Here is an 18,726-nt window from a genome sequence, read left to right as displayed (position 1 = left end):
TCGGCGCGGCGCACCCGCCGCAAGCACACGCCGGCGTTAAAGGCTCAGGCGGCGGTGGCCACTTTGTGTGAAGACGAGACTCCGGCCGAACTTGCCACGCAGTTCGAGTTGCATCCCAATCATGGAGCGGACGCGGCAATTGCCCGGGCACGCGGCCCAAGCCTTCGGCGGCGGCGCAGCGGCGCCAGCCGAACCGGTCGACCTGAGCCCGCCGCACGCCAACATCGGGCAGTTGACGCTGGAGCCAAGGTGGCGTGACACGATTGCACCCGAACTACGCAGAAGGCTCGGCAATGAAAAAAGCCTGCTACCGATGAGATAGCAGGCTTTTCAACGCTGACGCGAGTGTTGGTGGTGGGCCCTGAGTGACTCGAACACTCGACCTACGGATTAAGAGTCCGCTGCTCTACCAACTGAGCTAAGAGCCCCTGAGTTCACATTGCTGTGATCAGGATTGGGTGGGAAGTGTCTATTGCCGGCATCCGGTTCAAGAACAACATCCTGTTCATCCAAGCCCGCTAGTATAGCATGGTTTTTGGAGAGGTTCGGTGTCTCGCGGACTCGCTTCGCAACTTTCAGACATGCGCATCCATCCTGCCTCGTCGCGACAGGGCGCGGCGCTAGGATGCGCGCCTCATCCCACCTTCCCGCGCTTTCACCGCTACACCTCAAGGACGCCTCCATGACCGAGCCTACTTCCACTCCCGCGCATGTCGTGTTGACCGGCGCCGCAGGCGCGCTTGGCCGCGCAGTCGCACAACAGTTCCTCAGCATGGGTGCGCGCGTTGCCTTGCTCGATCACCACGCCGACAAGCTCGCCGATGCCTTTCCCGGACTCGACAATTCACGGCACTTGCTGATGGCCTGCGACGTGACCTCTGCGCCATCGATGCATGAGACTTCGGCGAAGGTTCTAGAGTCGTTCCGGCACGTCGATACCCTGGTGCACGTGGCGGGTGGCTTCGAGATGGGCGCGCCGGTGCAGGCGCTGGAGCGTGCGAGCTGGGACCGGATGATGAACCTCAACGCCTGGTCCTTCGTCGCGGTGAGCCAGGCTTTCGTGCCGGCCATGATCGAACGCAAGAGTGGTTGCGTGGTCGCGGTCTCTGCCGGGTCCGCCTCGCGTGGCCTGGCCGCGATGTCCGCCTATGTGGCATCCAAGAGCGCGCTGCAGCGCCTGGTGGAAGCGTCGGCCGTGGAACTGAAGCCGCACGGGATTCGCGTCAATAGCATCGCGCCCACGATCCTGGACACCCCGGCCAATCGGCAGGCGATGCCTGACGCCAATCCTGCCGATTGGGTGTCCACCGCAGTCGCCGCGCAAACCATCGCGTACCTTGCGTCGGCGGGTGCGGCGGCGCTGCATGGGCAGCACCTGCTGCTGGACTGACAGAAGCAAAGGCCCAGGCAGATGCCGAGGCCTTCTTGATTCGTTGCAGGAGAAGATGAGGATCGAACGCACGTCCTCCAGATTGCGAAGGCGTGCGCCTGTTTTTGTTCAGTCGATCAACGATCCTGACAAAAGAGCGTGCGAGGCGTCAGCCTTGATACCGTGCGCATCAATCGAGACGTATGTTCTTTTCCTTGATCAACTGGCTCCAGCGAATGGACTCCTTCTTGACCTCCGCAGCCATCTCATCCGGTGTGGACGTGACAGGTTCGGCGTAGGCCAGTTTCAGCTTCTCGATCAGTTCGGGATCGCGGCTCGACTTGGAGACTTCCTGGTTCAGTCGCATGACGATGTCTCTTGGCGTCCCGGCGGGTGCCCAGAACCCTTGGAAGCTCGCGACGTCGGCGCCGGGGACGAGCTCGGCGATGTTCGGGACGTCGGGCGTTGCAGCGTTGCGTTTGCCATAGCCCCAGACGGCCAAGGCCCGCACGCGCCCTTCCTTCATGAAGGGAATCGCGTTCGCAGCAGGTTCCCACACCATGGGCACCACGCCGCCGACGACATCCGTCAGCGCCCCGCCTTTGTAGGGAGCGTGGACCATGTCCACCTTTTCCTGGTTGAGCACAAATTCCATGACCAGATGCGGAAAGCCTCCCAACCCATAGGATGCGTAGCTGTACTTTCCGGGGGCGGCGCGAGCCAGCTTCATCGCCTCGGGCAAGGTCTTGGCAGGGAAGTCCTTGTTGACCACGAGGTAGAGGCCATTGCGTACCGTCTGGGCCACGGGAACGAAGTCCTTGTTGACGTCGAACGGGAGTTTGCTGAAGGCATAGGGGTTGCTGACAAACGAATTTGAAACGGCGTAGAGCAGCGTGTAGCCATCCGCGGGCGCCTTGGCCACCGCGTCTTGCGCGATGTTGCCGGTCGCTCCTGGCCTGTTGTCGACGACGATCGGCTGTCCGAGGGCCTTGGAGAGCTTTTCGCCGTACATGCGTGCAATGACGTCCGCGGCCAGTCCGGCAGGCAGGCCAATGACGATCTTGATGGGTTTGGTCGGCCACGTCGCCTGTGCCGATGCGCCTGCGCAGGCGGCTGCCACCGAGGTAGCGGTGAGAAGTTTGCGAATGAGGGAAGCGGTGGTCATCTTGTCTCCTTTGTGGGCTTCTATCGAGTTGCGAGTGGAACGGGCGGATCCCCTTGTCGAATGCCTCGCAGCGTTCCGCAAGGAGCTGGGCACCGTCGTTGTCCGTGCCCTGGCAATGCGCGGCGCAGGCTTCACCTGGACGGATCGGCCGCCCACGAGGACGTTGACGCGAAGCGGCGCAGTCACCTTTGCTTCACCTCGTCAATGACGCGGTTGCGCAGCAACCCGACACTCTCGACCTCCACCTCAACCACGTCGCCGTCGAACAGGAAGAGCTGGGGCGTCCTGGCAAGCCCGACGCCGGAGGGTGTGCCCATCACGATGACATCGCCGGGTTCCAGTGCCATCGCCTCGCTGACGAGAGAGACGACTGTTGCCGTGTCGAAGACCATCTCCGATGTGTTGGCGGACTGCACCGTCTCGCCGTTCACACGCGTCTCGATCTTCAGGCCGGCGCCACCTGCGGGAAGCTCGTCAGCCGAGACGAACTCCGGTCCGATCGATCCCGAGCGGTCGAAGTTCTTGCCGATCGTCCATTGCGGAGACTTGAACTGGTAGTCCCGCACGGAGCCTTCGTTGGACACGGAGTAGCCCGCGACATGGTCCAGCGCAGACGCCTTGTCGATGTGCCTGCCGCCCTTGCCGATGAAGGCGACGAGTTCCCCTTCATAGTCGAATTGCTGCGAGCACTGCGGTCGCTCGATGGGCTCGTCGTGGCCCACGAAGCTCGACGCCACGCGCAGGAACAGCGTCGGGTACGACGGCTGTTCGAACTTGCTTTCCTTGGTGTGGTCCAGGTAGTTCAGGCCGACGCAGATGATCTTCGTGGGGCTCGGTACGGGCGGAAGGTACTCGATGCCCGCTTCGTCCAGCGGCTGACCCTCTTGCTCGATGGCGATCGCCGCTGCGCGCATGGCTGCGGGGCCTTGCTCGATCAACGCTTTCAGATCCTGGGGGTGGCGATGGGCTTGGCTTTCGCTCAGGGCGCGCAGGCCCGAGGCAGTACGGAGCGCAAGGCGCGGGGACTTCGCAGCCTGGGTCGTGTAGGTCACAAATCGCATGGTTATTTCCGGTGGGACAAGAGGTGTTTAGTAGGTCGGGCTGAATGGCGCCGGTTTGAGAATCCTGGTTTCCTGCGTCTCGATGTACTGGAAGATCCTTGGCGCGTATTCCTGCCACTTCGGATCTGCAGACAAGGCCGCACGGCGCTGCTCGCGGTCGTTCAGGTCGTCGTAGGCCCAGAGATGAACGATCTCGTTCAAGGGGCCGATCTCCGTGTTGAAGTAGCCGACGAGTCGGCCGAGATACTTTCGCTGCAACCCAAGGCCGCCTTCGTGCTCATAGGTGCGCAGGTAGTCGCGGACAGTGCCGGCCTTGACGCGGTAGGTCCGTTGCTCAACGATCATGGCGGTCTCCTTTTTGGACGTGCGCCTGCCCAGCCGGGGCAGGAATGCCTGTACCGGATGCCGGGCAAACGCGGGGTTGCTCAGTGCGGCGCGGGGAAGTTGGTGTCGTGCCTCTTGCTGATCTCCGCCACCTTCTCGCCGGAGAAGCCTGGCCCGGCAAGCGCCGAGATCTCCTTGAAGTAGCGGTCCTGTCCGCCCGGTACGCTCCAGTCGAGCATGCGGGCCGTGGTGGTGCCCGCGTTCTTGAAGCGGTGCACGACACCTCGCGGCAGGTAGACGATGCTGCCCGGACCCACGGTGCGCGTGACGTCGCCTACCGTCAGTTCGTAGGTGCCTTCCACGATGAAGAAGCACTCCTCCTGCGTGAAGTGCAGATGGTCCGGCGGTCCTTCGCCCGGCCTGTGGCACGCCATGATCACGGAGATCGTCCCGCCGGTGTCTTCGCTGCTGAGCAGCACCTGCATGTCGAGTCCGAATGGCTTGATCGCGGTCGCTTCCTCTGGCGTGACGATGAGTCCGCCGCTCTTGAAGTGCTCTGCTTGCATGCTATGTCTCCTGTGGGGAAAGGGTCGTTCTGGAAGCGGCAATGAACGCTTCCATTGGAAGCACCGAGCGGCCGCGCACCATCGGTACGCAGTCAGGCGGAAACTCCTGCCGGAAGGTGAATCCTTCCGCGAGGGCCTTGTCAAGATAGGCCTCGAGGTTTCGCATCGCGCCGGTCTCGTAGTCGTGCAAAACCGTGAGCGCCCATTCCAGTCGGCGCGCTTGCGCAAGAGCCGTTTCGACCCAGCCGTCCGGGTCTTCCCAATCGCGTGGGATGGAATTCCAGAACACGCACGTGTAGCGATTCGTCTTCAGAAGCTCGAATGCTTCCGGACTGAGCAAATGCGTTCCAAGCACGCCGCCGCCGCCGAACGGGCGGAACAGCCTGTCGGGGTGGGCAAGGCGACCGATCAGGTCTTGGGTGCGGCCGATTTCCTTGAGGGGCGCGTCGGGGTCGGTCGTCTCGCCAAGAGGTACATCGTGGGTGTACGTGTGATTGCCGATCCAGTGGCCTTGTTCAGCAGCTCGTTGCGCCAGCGCCATGGTTTCCCTGGACATCAGGTTCTGGCCGAGCACGAAGAAGGTTGTCCGGATGCCGTAGCGTGCCAGCACATCGAGGACGTGAGGCGTGACCGCTGTGGTCGGCCCGTTGTCGAAGGTGAGCGTGATCGGCCGGCTCATTGGCGCTCCGTTGCCGTCCGCTGGTCGACCGGGTCACATGCTTCGGGGGGTCTTGCCACCTGTGTCTCCAGAACTGTTGTTGAACCTGGTGCTGATGATCAACAGTCGGGCATTTATGCACAATACGGAAACTAAAGAAGATACTTTTTCCAGAACGAGAGGAATGCCACACCATGCCCGACTTCCTGAATCAGGCGAGCGTGCTCTCGCTGCGATGCTTCGTTGCGGTCGTGAATGCGAACAGCTTCTCGACTGCCGCTCGTCAGCTGCGCATGGCGCCGTCGTCGGTCACCAAGCATCTGCAGCTTCTTGAGCGTGCAACGGGCGCAGCACTGGTCCACCGGACAACGCGGCGCATCAGCGTCACCGACGCTGGCGAGGCGTTCTATGCGCGGTGCGTGGACATCCTCGAACAGCTCGAGGGCGCGGTCGCCGGCATCGCTGGCGAGCAGGCAGCCGGAGGTCACTTGCGCGTGACCGCGCCGCCGTCTTTTGCCTCCGCTGTGCTGGCGCCCGGATTGCCCAGGTTCCTTGAGCAACATCCCGGCGCCACGGTGGACCTTGTCGTGAGCAGCGATGTTCCCGACCTGGTCCGCGAGCGGGTGGATCTCGCCATCTTCATCGGGGATGAACTGCCTACGAAGCAGGCGCAAGTCGTCCTCGCCGAAGGCCCTCAAGTGCTGTGTGCGTCGCCGGCATACCTGAAAGCGCATGGCACGCCGCTGTCATTGGCCGACCTTGAACAACACCGCTGCTTGTGTCCACGCTTTTCTGAGGTGGCCGAGACGTGGCACTTGCGATCCGGCAAGGAGTGGCAGTCGATGCGGCCAAACGCAGTGCTTCTGTCGGACAACGGCGACGCGCTAAGGAGCGCGTGCATTGCGGGTGCGGGCATCGGCAACTTCTATCGCTTTCATGTCGCGGAAGGCCTGGCGAAGCGCACGCTTGTCGAGGTGCTGCCGCAACATCCCCTCCGCGCCAAGACGATCTACGCGGTCCTGCCGCATCGCCACATGATCCGGCCGCTGGTGCGGGGCTTTACAGCCTTCCTGCGAGAGGAGGTGGAGGGTGCGCTGGGTGCAACCGCAAAGTTGACGTCGCAGCGATCGGGCAGGAAGGCGAGGACTGCGAGTTGACCTGGATTGACGTGCGGCCGGTGTGGCCGGTCCGTTTGCCGATGGGTGCCATCGGCGTGTCCCACGGTCGTCCTGCCGATGGCAGAACGTGCTTCCGTAGGACACTCGATTCGTTGGTGGAGAGGATGAGGATCGAACTCACGACCTCCGCATTGCGAACGCGGCGCTCTCCCAGCTGAGCTACCCCCCCAACGCGGTGCGAGTGTAGCGCGATTCACGGGAAGTTTGCGCGCGTGCAAAGATCATGTCCTCACTGCTCGCACAAGGAATGACGCATGGTGCCGTACGACGATCCGGACTGGCTCGACCGCATGTACAACAACCGGGCGCGCGTGCCCGAACACCCCGCGTATTTCGCCCAGTGGGCGGAAAAATCGGCGAGCGTGCGGGCTGCGCAACCGGACGGTATCGACCTGGCCTACGGCAGCGGCGTGAACGAGACGCTCGATGTGTTCCGTGCCGCCAAGAAGGGCGCCCCGGTGATGGTTTTCATCCACGGCGGCTACTGGCGTTCGCTCGACAAGAGCGACCACTCGTTCATTGCGCCGGCGTTCACCAAGCGCGGCGCCTGCGTGGTCGTGACCAACTACGCCCTTTGCCCCGGCACCGTCGAACAGCCCCTCACCATTCCCGACATCGCGTTGCAGATGGTCAAGGCGCTCGCCTGGACTTCACGGCACATCGCGCAGTTCGGCGGCGATCCGGCACGCATCACGGTCGCCGGTCACTCGGCCGGCGGGCATCTGGCGGCGATGTTGCTGGCCTGCCATTGGGATGCGCTCGGGCTGCCGCCCGGCACGGTGCGCAATGCGCTGTCCTTGTCGGGGCTGTATGACCTGCGACCGCTGATGCACACGCCCTCGTTGCAGGGCGCACTGCGCCTGACCGAAGAAGACGTCCGCCGCGCCAGTCCCGCCTTGTGGCAGGCACCTGCGATCGGCCAGCTCTACAGCGTGGTCGGCGGCAGCGAGAGCGAGGAATTCCTGCGCCACAACATGCTGATCCGCGAGGCCTGGGGCTCGCACGCCGTGCCGGTGTGCGAGGTGTTATCCGGGCTCGACCACTTCAGCATCGTCGATGCGCTGGCCGAGCCGGGCCACAGGCTCCATCGGCTCGCGATGGAGCTGCTTTCGGCTACATGAGCAGGTGTTCGCCGGCGTTGTCGCCGCCCAGGGTGACGTAGTTGACCTTGCGGATGTCCATCAACTTCTTGCCGCCGGCGTAGCTGATGGAGCTTTGCACGTCCTGCTCCATCTCGACCAGCGTGTTGGCCAGCTTGCCCTTGATCGGCTCGAGGATGCGCTTGCCTTCGACGTGCTTGTACTCGCCCTTGTTGAAGTCGCTGGCCGAGCCGTAGTATTCCTTGAACAGCACGCCGTCCACCTCGACCGTCTTGCCAGGCGATTCCTCATGGCCCGCGAACAGCGAGCCGATCATCACCATCGACGCACCGAAGCGGATGCTCTTGGCAATGTCGCCGTGGTCGCGGATGCCGCCGTCGGCAATGATCGGCTTGGTGGCGACACGGGCGCACCACTTCAGCGCGCTGAGTTGCCAGCCGCCGGTGCCGAAGCCGGTCTTGAGCTTGGTGATGCAGACCTTGCCCGGGCCGATGCCGACCTTGGTCGCGTCGGCGCCCCAGTTTTCCAGGTCGATCACGGCTTCAGGCGTGCCGACGTTGCCGGCGATGACGAAGGACTTCGGCAGCTTCTCCTTGAGGTAGCCGATCATGTTCTTCACGCTGTCGGCATGGCCGTGCGCGATGTCGATGGTGATGTATTCGGGCACCAGGCCCTTGGCGACGAACTTGTCGACCGTCTCGTAGTCGGCCTTCTTCACGCCGAGCGAGATCGAGGCGAACACGCCCTTGCCCTGCATGTCCTCGACGAACTTGACGTTGTCGAGGTCGAAGCGGTGCATCACGTAGAAGTAGCCGTTTTGCGCGAGCCAGAGGCAGATGGTCTCGTCGACCACCGTCTTCATGTTGGCGGGTACGACCGGAATGCGGAAGCTGCGGCCGCCCAGTTCGACGCTGGCGTCGCACTCGGAACGGCTTTCCACGCGGCACTTGCGCGGGAGCAGGAGGATGTTGTCGTAGTCGAAGATTTCCATGATGAACCAAGGCTCCTTGAGAGGATCGTTTGAACGAACGAATGAGCGCTTGGTCCGGCCGGCTTTTGCGACGCCCCGCGAGGGACGCCCACAAAAAACCGGGCGCAAGAAACTTGGGCCCGGTGTCTGATTCTACGCCCTCGCGGCGGCGTCCGGCCAAAGCCTGTTCGTATACACCCTATACGTCGCGCAGATGCGCGGCGACCGGGGCGGGCGCGCTTCCTACAATCGACGGATGCTCATCGATCTTGCGCCACAGACTGGCTCGCCCCTGCTCCAGAACCTCAATCCGGAGCAACTGGCCGCAGTCACCTTGCCCGCCGGCAACGCGCTGATCCTGGCCGGCGCCGGCTCGGGCAAGACCCGCGTCCTGACCACGCGCATCGCGTGGCTGCTGCAGACAGGACAGGTGTCGCCGGGCGGCATCCTGGCCGTGACCTTCACCAACAAGGCCGCGAAGGAAATGATGACGCGGCTGTCGGCGATGCTTCCGGTCAATGTGCGCGGCATGTGGATCGGCACCTTCCACGGGCTGTGCAACCGCTTCCTGCGCGCGCACTGGAAACTGGCCGGCTTGCCCTCGACCTTCCAGATCCTCGACACGCAGGACCAGCTCTCGGCCATCAAGCGGCTGATGAAGCAATTCAACGTCGACGACGAGCGCTTTCCGGCCAAGCAGACGCAATGGTTCATCGCCGGTGCGAAGGAGGACGGGCTGCGTCCGCGCGACGTCGAGGCGCGCAGCGAAGACGATCGCAAGAAGATCGAGCTGTATCAACTCTACGAAGAACAATGCCAGCGTGAGGGCGTGGTCGACTTCGGCGAACTCATGCTGCGCAGCTACGAACTGCTGCGCGACAACGATCCCATTCGCGAGCACTACCAGCGCCGCTTTCGCCACATCCTGATCGACGAGTTCCAGGACACGAACCGGCTGCAGTACGCCTGGATCAAGATGCTCTCGGGTGCGACCATCGAGGGCACGTTCCGGCCGGGCGGCAACAGCGTGATCGCGGTGGGCGACGACGACCAGAGCATCTATGCCTTCCGCGGCGCGCGCGTCGGCAACATGGCCGACTTCGTGCGCGAGTTCCATGTGCAGCAGCAGATCAAGCTGGAGCAGAACTACCGCAGCTACAGCAACATCCTCGATTCGGCGAATGAGCTGATCGGACACAACACCAAGCGGCTCGGCAAGAACCTGCGCACCGAGCAGGGGCCGGGCGAGCCGGTGCGCGTGTATGAATCGACCAGCGATTTCGCCGAGGCCCAGTGGATGGTCGACGAGATTCGGCAACTGGTGCGGGATGGCATCGACCGCAGCGAAATGGCCGTGCTCTATCGCAGCAACGCGCAGAGCCGGGTCATTGAGACCGCGCTGTTCAATGCGTCGGTGCCGTACCGCGTGTACGGCGGCCTGCGTTTCTTCGAGCGCGCGGAAATCAAGCATGCGCTGGCCTACCTGCGGCTGCTGGAAAACAAGGACGATGACACGAGCTTCCTGCGCGTCGTCAACTTTCCGCCGCGCGGCATCGGCGCGCGAAGCATCGAGCAGTTGCAGGACGCGGCGCGGGCGCGGGGGCAGTCGCTGCACGATGCGGTGGGCTTGCTCGGCGGCAAGGCCGGCTCGAACCTGTCGGCCTTCGTCGCGAAGATCGATGTGTTGCGCGAGCAGACGCAGGGCATATCGCTGCGGGAGATCATCGAGCTCGTGCTCGACCACAGCGGGCTGGTGGAGCACTACAAGGCCGACCGCGAAGGCGCCGACCGCCTGGAGAACCTGGACGAACTGGTGAACGCCGCCGAGAGCTTCGTCACGCAGGAAGGCTTTGGCCGCGACGCGGTTGCGCTGCCGGTCGACGAGTTGCGCCAGAGCGCCGCGAGCCAGGGCATCGACTCCAGCCGGCCGCTGCTGGACATCCCGCTGGCAGATCTTGCGCCCGACGCGGACACCGGCGAAACCCTGAGCCCGCTGGCCGCCTTCCTCACGCATGCGGCGCTCGAGTCCGGCGACAACCAGGCCAAGGCCGGACAGGATGCCGTGCAACTCATGACGGTGCACGCCGCCAAGGGCCTGGAGTTCGACTGCGTGTTCATCACCGGCATGGAAGAGGGCCTGTTCCCGCACGAGAACTCGATGAGCGACCGCGACAGCCTCGAGGAAGAGCGCCGCCTGATGTACGTCGCGATCACGCGCGCACGCAAGCGCCTGTACCTGAGCCATTCGCAGACACGCATGCTGCACGGCCAGACGCGCTACAACCTCAAGAGCCGGTTCTTCGAGGAGTTGCCCGAGAGCGCGCTCAAGTGGCTGACGCCGAAGAACCAGGGCTTTGGCCAGTTTGGCGGCGGTACGTCGAGCGCGGGACGCGCGGGTGGCGGAAGCTACGGCAGCCGGTTCGGAGCGGGGTCAGGCTACGGCAGTGGCAGTCGCGCACCCGAAACCTACGGCAGCGGCGCGGTGCCGGTCCAGAAGGCCGCACCGGCGCACGGCCTGCGTATCAGCCAGCAGGTGTTCCACAACAAGTTCGGCGAAGGCACGGTCGTGGCGCTCGAAGGCAGTGGAGACGATGCGCGCGCGCAGATCAAGTTCTCGCGGCACGGCATCAAGTGGCTGGCGCTGTCGGTGGCCAAGCTGACGCCGGTGTGAGCGGCGCGCCGGCCGCGACCCTGGCCGGTAGATTCAGTCCGCGTCGAAGGTATCGCGGAAACTGAACCAGGTGGAACTGAGCGGCATCGCCGCCAGCGACAGGGCGCAGGCGATCATGAGCGCGCCGCCGAGCACCGATGCCGCGTCCCCCAGCGCCAGCGCGCCGACGCCGACCAGCAGCGTGGCGATCAGCGCGAAGCCGACGGCCGCGAGCATGCACACGCCGAACCACGACAACAGGAACATCGCATACGCGCTGAAGTTGCGAAACAGCGCCACCAGGCTGAAGAAAAGGCTCTTGACCGGCTCGACGCCGTGCCAGTGCACGAGCCCTGGCGCATGCCACATGGCCAGCGACAGCGGCAGGTTCAGGCACATCACGAACAGCTGCGCCAGCTGGAACCGGCGGCCGGCCATGACCTCCGGCGCGACGCTGCTGTTGAACAGGTAGGCGCCTGCAACCAGTCCGCCGTCGATCAGCGCGGAAAATCCGACCACCACTGCGAAATACAGGGCGGAGATGACGCCCAGCACCATCATCGGTCGCCACCGCAGGCGAAAGGCCTGGATGGCCGCGGAGAACATGGCGGCACCGACGGGCTTTGGCGTCTCGGCGTTGCTCGCTACCGACGCCGCGACCATCATGCCCAGCGTCAGCACCGGCACGAACAGGAAAGGCAGGAAGCCGCCGAGGAACGGCACTTGCGCGACGATCGAGATCAGCGCCATCAAGGCGAAGAACAGCGAGATGAAAGCCAGCGGCTGCCGCCAGAAGGTGCGCAGGCCGAGCCGGACCCATTCGACTCCTGCGCGGGCTGGTACGAGGTGGAGTTTCATGGGCGGGCGGTTTGCAATGCGGGCCGCACGTGCAGCGGGGCGTCCAGTTGCCGGACACGCTGGCGCAGGACACGCTCGAAGTGCGTCGGGTCGTGCGGCTTGAGCATGCTGGCTTCACGCGGCAGGTGGAAGTCCCACAGGCGCGAGATCCAGAAGCGCAGCGCGGCGGCGCGCAGCATGGCGGGCAGCAGCTTGCGTTCGGACGGGTTCAGGGGGCGCACGGCGCAGTAGGCGTCGAGCAGGGCGGCGGAGCGGTCTTCGTCGGGCGCGCCGGTGGGCAGGTCGATGGCCCAGTCGTTCAGGCACACGGCAAGGTCGAACAGCCAGGTGTCGGTGCCGGCGAAGTAGAGGTCGAACACGCCGGTCAGGCGCGGCTTGCCGTCCTCGTCCACGGAGAACATGGCGTTGTCGCGGAACAGGTCGGCATGGATCGGGCCGCGCGGCAGGGCGAGGTAGGCGGAGGACTCGGCCACATGGTTCTGGTAGGCCAGTTCGCCTTGCAGCAATGACGCCTGCGGCGCATCGAGATAGGGCAGCACGACCGGGGTGGTTTCGTTCCACCAGGGCAGCCCGCGCAGGTTGGGCTGGATGCGCGGGAAGTCGCGCGCGGCGATGTGCATGCGGGCCAGCAGGCGGCCCAACTCGGTGCAATGCGCTGCAGTCGGCTGGAGCTCGCTGTGGCCGGCCAGCTTCTGCACCACGGCGGCCGGCTTGCCCTGCACCGTGTGCAGCAGTTCGCAAGGCGCGTTGGCGGCGCGCTCCAGCGCATGGCCCATCGGCGCGAGATGGATGGCCGGATCGGCGGCCGGCGCGGGCACCGGAATGCCGCGCTCCGCCAAGTGCTGCATCAGGCAGAGGTAGTAGGGGAGCTGGTCGCAGTGCAGCCGCTCGAACAGCGTCAGCACGTATTCGCCACGGTCGGTGGTGGCGAAGTAGTTGGTGTTCTCGATACCGCCCTGGATGCCGCGCAACTCGCGCAGTTCACCGAGGTCCAGGCGTTGCAGCAACGCGCGCGCTTCATCCGGCGCGACTTCCGTGAAGACAGCCACGGACGCTCAGAACTTGAAGACGTTCCAGACCCGCGGGCCATTGCCCCCGGCGTCGGATTGGCCAGGCTGGTTCTGCTGCGCGCGGGCGCCGGTGCCTGGCAGCACCTCGTACTCGGGAGCGGTGCCCTTGGGCTTGACGGTGATGCTCTGGGTCTGGCCGCCGTAGCGAACCTCGTCGACCGTGGCGTTGCCGTCTTCGACGTGGATGTTCTCGATCTTCTGGTTCTGCCGGCCCGACGCGCCCTCGGGGACGGGCGGCACCTGCGGCGCGGCTTGCGCAGGCGCCGGCTGTGGCGTCTGGGCATGGACGGCTGCCAGCGGCAATACACAGGCGAATACCGCAAGGGTATGGCGAACGGGCAGCAAATGGAGTCGGCGCATGAGCGGGATTGTAGGCCGCTGCACATGCCCGCGTTGTAAGAAGGTGCCAGCGGCGGGCGCCCGTCGGAGGCGCTTTCGGCGCGGGGCAAAATGGCCCGATGACCGACAAGAAAACGCTGCTGCTCGTCGACGGATCGAGCTACCTTTACCGTGCCTTCCACGCCATGCCGGACCTGCGCGCCGTGCCCGGCGACGCGACCAGCCCCGCCACCGGCGCGATCCGCGGGATGATCAACATGACCCAGGCGCTGCGCCGCGAAGTGCGGGCCGACTATGCCGCCTGCGTCTTCGATGCGCCGGGCAAGACTTTTCGCGACGACTGGTATGGCGACTACAAGGCCAACCGCTCACCGATGCCCGACGACCTGCGCAGCCAGGTGCCGCCGATCTACGAGGTGGTGCGGCTGCTCGGCTGGCCGGTGATGGTGGTGCCGGGCGTGGAGGCCGACGACGTGATCGGCACGCTGGCGCGCACCGCCGCCGACCAGGGCGTTGAAGTCATCGTGTCGAGCGGCGACAAGGACATGAGCCAGCTGGTCGACGAGCACATCACCATCATCGACACGATGAACGGCAAGAAGCGCGACGTGGCGGGCGTGACGGCGGAATTCGGCGTGCCGCCCAAGCTGATGATCGACTACCAGACGCTGGTGGGCGATTCGGTCGACAACGTGCCGGGGGTGGAGAAGGTCGGGCCCAAGACTGCCGCCAAATGGCTGCTGGAATACGGCTCGCTCGACGGACTGATCGCGCGGGCGGCAGAGGTCAAGGGGCAGGCCGGCGAGAACCTGCGCAAGGCGCTGGACTGGTTGCCGCAGGGCAAGCGCCTCGTGACGATCCGCACCGACTGCGACCTGGCGGAACACGTGGCCGGCCTGCCTGCGCTCGACGCGCTGGTGCCCGGTGCGCAGCAGGTCGAGGAGCTCAAGACCTTCTACGAGAAATACGGTTTCAAGAGCCTCGTGAAGACGCTTGAAACGCATGCCGTTCCGCCGGAGCTCATCGAGGAAAGCAACAAGGGTCAGAAGAGCGCCGATCCCAACCCCGGCCTGTTCGACGAGCCGGCGATGGCGGCGGCCGAGAAGGTCAGCAACCTGTCCTACGACACCGTCACGACGTGGGAGCTGTTCGACGCCTGGCTGGCGAAGATCGAGGCGGCAGAACTGGTCGCGATCGATACCGAGACCACCTCGCTCGACGAGAGTCGCGCCGAGATCGTCGGCGTCAGCTTCAGCGTGAAGCCGGGCGAGGCGGCCTATGTGCCGGTGAGCCACGACTACCCCGATGCGCCCGCGCAGTTGCCGCGCGACGAGGTGCTCGCCAGGCTCAAGCCCTGGCTTGAGAACGGCGCGAGGAAGAAGCTCGGTCAGCACGTCAAGTACGACCGCCATGTGTTCGCGAACCACGGCATCGAGGTGCAGGGCTATGCACACGACACCATGTTGCAGAGCTATGTGCTCGAAGTGCACAAGCCGCATGGCCTGGCCAGCCTGGCCGAGCGCCACCTGGGCCGCAGCGGCATCGACTACGAAGACCTTTGCGGCAAGGGCGCTCACCAGATCTCGTTCAACCAGGTGTCGATCGACAAGGCAGCGGAATATTCGTGCGAGGACAGCGACCAGACGCTCGACGTTCACCTCGCGCTCTGGCCCCGGTTGCAGGCCGACGAGAAACTGAACTTCATCTACCAGCTGGAGATGCAGAGCAGCGAGGCGTTGTATCGCATCGAACGCAACGGTGTGCTGATCGACGCGGCGCAGCTCTCGGCGCAAAGCCACGAGCTGGGCACGCGCATCATGGCGCTGGAACAGGAGGCCTACGAGATCGCGGGGCAGCCCTTCAACCTCGGCTCGCCGAAGCAGATCGGCGACATCTTCTTCAACAAGCTCGGCCTGCCGGTGATCAAGAAGACACCGAGCGGCGCGCCGAGCACGGATGAAGAGGTGCTGGAAAAGCTGGCGGAGGACTATCCGCTGCCGGCCAAGATCCTCGAGCACCGCGGCCTGTCGAAGCTCAAGGGCACCTACACCGACAAGCTCGGCCAGCTCGCGAACCCGCGCAGCGGCCGCGTGCACACGCACTACGCGCAGGCGGTGGCGGTGACGGGGCGGTTGAGCAGCAACGATCCCAACCTGCAGAACATCCCGATCCGCACGCCGGAAGGCCGGCGCGTGCGCGAGGCCTTCGTGGCGCCGGCGGGCAGCGTGATCGCGAGCGCCGACTATTCGCAGATCGAGCTGCGCATCATGGCGCACCTGAGCGACGACGCGTCGCTGCTGCGCGCCTTCACCGAGGGAATCGACGTGCACCGCGCGACCGCGGCGGAGGTGTTCGGCAGCACGCCGGACCAGGTGTCGAGCGAGCAGCGGCGCTATGCGAAGGTGATCAACTTCGGCCTCATCTACGGCATGAGCAGCTTCGGACTCGCGCGCAACCTCGGCATCGAGACCAAGGCTGCGGCAGCGTATATCGACCGCTACTTCCAGCGCTATCCGGGCGTGAAGGTCTACATGGACGAGACCAAGGCGCTGGCCAAGGAGAAGGGCTATGTCGAGACCGTGTTCGGGCGCCGCCTCTACCTGCCGGAGATCAATTCACCCAATGGCCCGCGCCGCGGCGGCGCGGAGCGCGCGGCCATCAACGCGCCGATGCAGGGCACGGCGGCCGACCTCATCAAGCTCAGCATGGTCGAGGTGCAGCGCGTGCTCGATGCCGAGCAGCGCGGAACGAAGATGATCATGCAGGTGCACGACGAACTGGTTTTCGAAGTGCCCGAGACCGAAGCCGACTGGGTGCGCACCGAGATCCCGCGCATCATGGCCGGCGTGGCCGCGCTGAAGGTGCCGCTGCTGGCCGAGATCGGCTTCGGGCCTAACTGGGACAAGGCGCACTGAACGCCTTCGTGCGGACGGCCTTGGGATAGGACGTCGCGGATGCGGGATCGGGCAGCCGAACGCAGAAGTCGCAAAGGTTTCGCAGAAGTCGCAAAGGGAAGACCAAGAAAATTCTTGAATCTCTCTTTTGCGACTTTTGCGACTTTTGCGACTTTTGCGACTTTTGCGACTTTTGCGTATTTTTGACTTCCTTCTGCGTTCGGCTGTCCGCTTTTCGATCCGCGTTGCAACGACTGAAGTAGGTGCATTCCTTCACCACGCGGGGGCGTGCGCCGCTTTCCGTCACAGCGCCTGTTTTTTCTCATCGGCTCGGTGATTCCACGCCAAAGGAATGTCGATGCTCCACCCAGACCTGAAGAACGAATTCGATTCCCTGCACCCCGGCGATTCCAGCGCGGCGGGCGCGTCGCGCCGCACCGCGCTCAAGATCGCGATCGGCGTGGGCTATGCGGCGGCGACGCTGCCGATCGCGGCGCAGACCGTGGTCAACACGACAGGCGAAGGCCTGAAAGCCGGGCCGGTGAGGTACGCGGTGAATGGCTTCGACGTGCCGGCCTACATGGCCATGCCCGCCGGCAAGGCGGACCTGCCGGTGATCCTCGTGGTCCAGGAGGCGTTCGGCGTGACCGACTACATCGCCGACACCTGCCGCCGCTTCGCGCACCAGGGCTTTCTCGCGATCGCGCCGGAGCTCTATGCGCGCCAAGGGGATCCGCGCAAGTTCGCCGACACCTCGAAGCTCATGGGCGAGATCGTGTCGAAGGTGCCGGATGCGCAAGTGCTGGCCGACCTGGATGGCGCACTCGACTTCGCGGGCGCGAATGGCGGCAACGTGGCCAAGGCCGGCATCACCGGGTTCTGCTGGGGTGGGCGCATCGTGTGGCTGTATGCGGCCACGGGCAAGGTCAAGGCTGGCGTAGCCTGGTATGGCCGGTTGGTGGGACAGGCGAGCGCGCTCACACCCCGGCAACCGGTCGACGTCGGCGCGATGTTGCAGGCGCCGGTGCTGGGTCTCTACGGCGGCCAGGACCAAGGCATTCCGCTTGACACGATTGATAAGATGAAATCGGTCCTGGCGATCGGTACGCCTGCTGCCAGGGCCTCGCAGCTCGTCGTGTACGCGGAAGCGGGTCACGCCTTCCATGCCGACTACCGCCCCAGCTACGTGAAGAGCGCGGCCAATGATGGCTGGCGGCGCGCGCTGGAGTGGTTCACGGCCAACGGCGTGGGCTGACGACGACAATCGCCACCACGGCATTCGCGCTGAGCGCATACGAGCCGTCCTTCGGGGCGGCTTTTGTTTTACCCATGAACCTGATAGCCATCCTCGTCGCTACCCTGATTGCCGGCATCGGCAGCGTCTGGATCGCGGCCCTGCTGCTGCGCCTGGGCGTGCAGCGCAACGACAGCGCGCAAGGCGCGCAATACCTGCTGAGCCTGGCGGCCGGGGCGCTGCTGGCCACGGCCTTCATGCACCTGTTGCCCGAGGCCTTCGAAAGCGGCCTGGAGCCGGCCACGCTGTTCGCGATGCTGCTGTTCGGGCTGGTGGTTTTCTTCCTGCTCGACAAGGCGGAGTTGTGGCATCACGGGCATGAACACCACCATGACCACGACGACGCGCATCAGGGCCACGACCATGGCCACGCGCACCATCATCACCACCACGATGACGCGCCGCGTTCCGGCAGCTGGGCCGTGCTGACCGGCGACAGCGTGCATTGTTTCGGCGACGGCGTGCTGATCGCCTCGGCGTTCATCGCGGACCTGCGCCTGGGCATGGTGGCCGCGCTGGCCGTGCTGGCGCACGAGGTGCCGCATCACATCGGCGACCTGGTGGTGCTTCGCCAGACCTCGGCCAACCCGCGTGCCGCACTGGTGAAGGTGTCGCTGGCCGGCACCATGACCGCTCTTGGCGGGCTGGTCGGCTGGGCGCTGGTCGACTCGCTGCACGGCCTGCTGCCGTACTTCCTGGTGCTGGCCAGCAGCAGCTTCATCTACGTGGCGCTGGCCGACCTGATCCCGCAATTGCAGAAACGCCTGACCACGCGCCAGACCGTGGCGCAGATCGCCTGGCTGGCGCTCGGCATCGTCCTTGTCACAGGCGTGAGCCGGCTGGCGCACGGCGGGCATGGGCATGAGCCCGGCCACGGGCATGACCATGGCGCGGCGCACGCGGCGTCTCGCCCGACGGCATCGAATGCCAGCGTATTTCAACGGCTGTTGACCCTTTGAACCCAAATCAGGCGCACCATTGGGGGTCTGAGAGGAAATCCAAGGAGCACGAACATGAGCAGGGCCCCATCCACCCGCCGTACCGTCAAGCCGCCTCCGGGCGCACCTGACGTTCCCATGCTTGGCGATGGCCTGGAGGCGTCGGACGACGACCTGGCCGACGAACTCGAGGAAGAAACCGGCATCGACCTCACCGATGCCAGCGAACTCGATGCCGACAACGTCCCGATGGACGAGGAGTTCGACCGCGTGATGCAGGCGCCTGACTGAT

The 18,726-nt window shown here is 64.9% G+C and carries 17 protein-coding genes and 2 tRNA genes; 8 read left to right on the top strand and 11 right to left on the bottom strand.

What is annotated here, in order from left to right:
* Positions 1-352: 352 nt before the first annotated feature.
* A tRNA-Lys gene (locus tag HCU76_RS08955) sits at positions 353-428 on the bottom strand.
* A gap of 254 nt (positions 429-682) precedes the next feature.
* Between HCU76_RS08955 and HCU76_RS08950 the strand changes: the two genes are divergently transcribed.
* Entirely contained in the window at positions 683-1,390 is a 708-nt protein-coding gene (locus HCU76_RS08950) for an SDR family NAD(P)-dependent oxidoreductase (protein WP_213955563.1), read from the top strand.
* 169 nt (positions 1,391-1,559) lie between these two features.
* On the opposite strand, the gene HCU76_RS08945 is transcribed toward HCU76_RS08950, so the two are convergent.
* From HCU76_RS08945 to HCU76_RS08925, 5 genes are all read right to left on the bottom strand, one after another.
* Positions 1,560-2,489: a tripartite tricarboxylate transporter substrate binding protein gene (locus HCU76_RS08945; protein ID WP_218509049.1), complete on the bottom strand. Its 930-nt coding sequence runs from the start codon at positions 2,487-2,489 to the stop codon at positions 1,560-1,562.
* Between the two features lie 227 nt (positions 2,490-2,716).
* Positions 2,717-3,595: a fumarylacetoacetate hydrolase family protein gene (locus HCU76_RS08940; protein ID WP_213955565.1), complete on the bottom strand. Its 879-nt coding sequence runs from the start codon at positions 3,593-3,595 to the stop codon at positions 2,717-2,719.
* A 27-nt stretch (positions 3,596-3,622) separates the two neighbouring features.
* Complete coding sequence (locus HCU76_RS08935; protein WP_213955566.1) at positions 3,623-3,940, bottom strand: NIPSNAP family protein; 318 nt, start codon at positions 3,938-3,940, stop codon at positions 3,623-3,625.
* Between the two features lie 80 nt (positions 3,941-4,020).
* Positions 4,021-4,485 (bottom strand): cupin domain-containing protein, encoded by a 465-nt coding sequence (locus tag HCU76_RS08930; protein WP_218509048.1) that lies wholly within the window; start codon positions 4,483-4,485, stop codon positions 4,021-4,023.
* A gap of 1 nt (position 4,486) precedes the next feature.
* Entirely contained in the window at positions 4,487-5,164 is a 678-nt protein-coding gene (locus HCU76_RS08925) for a polysaccharide deacetylase family protein (protein WP_218509047.1), read from the bottom strand.
* 173 nt (positions 5,165-5,337) lie between these two features.
* On the opposite strand from HCU76_RS08925, the gene HCU76_RS08920 reads away from it, so the two are divergent.
* Positions 5,338-6,300 (top strand): LysR family transcriptional regulator, encoded by a 963-nt coding sequence (locus HCU76_RS08920; protein WP_218509046.1) that lies wholly within the window; start codon positions 5,338-5,340, stop codon positions 6,298-6,300.
* Between the two features lie 114 nt (positions 6,301-6,414).
* Here HCU76_RS08920 and HCU76_RS08915 read toward each other — a convergent pair.
* Positions 6,415-6,490: transfer RNA gene (locus tag HCU76_RS08915), tRNA-Ala, on the bottom strand.
* Between the two features lie 85 nt (positions 6,491-6,575).
* On the opposite strand from HCU76_RS08915, the gene HCU76_RS08910 reads away from it, so the two are divergent.
* Positions 6,576-7,442, top strand: coding sequence for an alpha/beta hydrolase (locus tag HCU76_RS08910; protein ID WP_218509045.1), 867 nt, complete (start codon positions 6,576-6,578; stop codon positions 7,440-7,442).
* Here HCU76_RS08910 and HCU76_RS08905 read toward each other — a convergent pair.
* Entirely contained in the window at positions 7,435-8,412 is a 978-nt protein-coding gene (locus tag HCU76_RS08905) for a GMP reductase (RefSeq protein ID WP_218509044.1), read from the bottom strand. The genes HCU76_RS08910 and HCU76_RS08905 overlap by 8 nt on opposite strands.
* A gap of 235 nt (positions 8,413-8,647) precedes the next feature.
* Between HCU76_RS08905 and HCU76_RS08900 the strand changes: the two genes are divergently transcribed.
* Positions 8,648-11,062 (top strand): UvrD-helicase domain-containing protein, encoded by a 2,415-nt coding sequence (locus HCU76_RS08900; protein ID WP_256354085.1) that lies wholly within the window; start codon positions 8,648-8,650, stop codon positions 11,060-11,062.
* A 33-nt stretch (positions 11,063-11,095) separates the two neighbouring features.
* Here HCU76_RS08900 and HCU76_RS08895 read toward each other — a convergent pair whose 3' ends face one another.
* The 3 genes from HCU76_RS08895 to HCU76_RS08885 are packed head-to-tail and all read right to left on the bottom strand — an operon-like array spanning position 11,096 to position 13,329.
* Positions 11,096-11,899 (bottom strand): BPSS1780 family membrane protein, encoded by an 804-nt coding sequence (locus tag HCU76_RS08895; protein WP_218509042.1) that lies wholly within the window; start codon positions 11,897-11,899, stop codon positions 11,096-11,098.
* Positions 11,896-12,948 (bottom strand): homoserine kinase, encoded by a 1,053-nt coding sequence (locus tag HCU76_RS08890; RefSeq protein WP_218509041.1) that lies wholly within the window; start codon positions 12,946-12,948, stop codon positions 11,896-11,898. The genes HCU76_RS08895 and HCU76_RS08890 overlap by 4 nt, the downstream gene beginning before the upstream one ends.
* Positions 12,949-12,954: 6 nt before the next feature.
* Positions 12,955-13,329 carry a hypothetical protein gene (locus tag HCU76_RS08885; protein ID WP_218509040.1) on the bottom strand — a complete coding sequence of 125 codons (375 nt, stop codon included), beginning with the start codon at positions 13,327-13,329 and terminating at the stop codon, positions 12,955-12,957.
* Positions 13,330-13,427: 98 nt separating this feature from the next.
* On the opposite strand from HCU76_RS08885, the gene polA reads away from it, so the two are divergent.
* The 4 genes from polA to HCU76_RS08865 all read left to right on the top strand — a co-directional run bounded on the left by polA (position 13,428) and on the right by HCU76_RS08865 (position 18,725).
* A complete protein-coding gene (polA, locus tag HCU76_RS08880; protein WP_218509039.1) occupies positions 13,428-16,223 on the top strand; it encodes a DNA polymerase I in 2,796 nt (931 codons plus the stop codon).
* Positions 16,224-16,560: 337 nt separating this feature from the next.
* Complete coding sequence (locus HCU76_RS08875) at positions 16,561-17,457, top strand: dienelactone hydrolase family protein (RefSeq protein WP_213955577.1); 897 nt, start codon at positions 16,561-16,563, stop codon at positions 17,455-17,457.
* Positions 17,458-17,531: 74 nt separating this feature from the next.
* Positions 17,532-18,455 carry a ZIP family metal transporter gene (locus HCU76_RS08870; protein WP_213955578.1) on the top strand — a complete coding sequence of 308 codons (924 nt, stop codon included), beginning with the start codon at positions 17,532-17,534 and terminating at the stop codon, positions 18,453-18,455.
* A 54-nt stretch (positions 18,456-18,509) separates the two neighbouring features.
* Positions 18,510-18,725, top strand: a complete 216-nt coding sequence (locus HCU76_RS08865; protein ID WP_213955579.1) for a hypothetical protein — start codon at positions 18,510-18,512, stop codon at positions 18,723-18,725.
* Position 18,726: the final 1 nt, after the last annotated feature.

Origin of the sequence: Variovorax sp. dw_308 (genome assembly GCF_019207085.1) — a bacterium.
In the GTDB taxonomy this organism is placed as follows: domain Bacteria; phylum Pseudomonadota; class Gammaproteobacteria; order Burkholderiales; family Burkholderiaceae_C; genus Variovorax.
The sequence above is the reverse complement of the archived record's forward strand: the minus strand, read 5'-3'. Positions and strand labels throughout refer to the sequence as shown.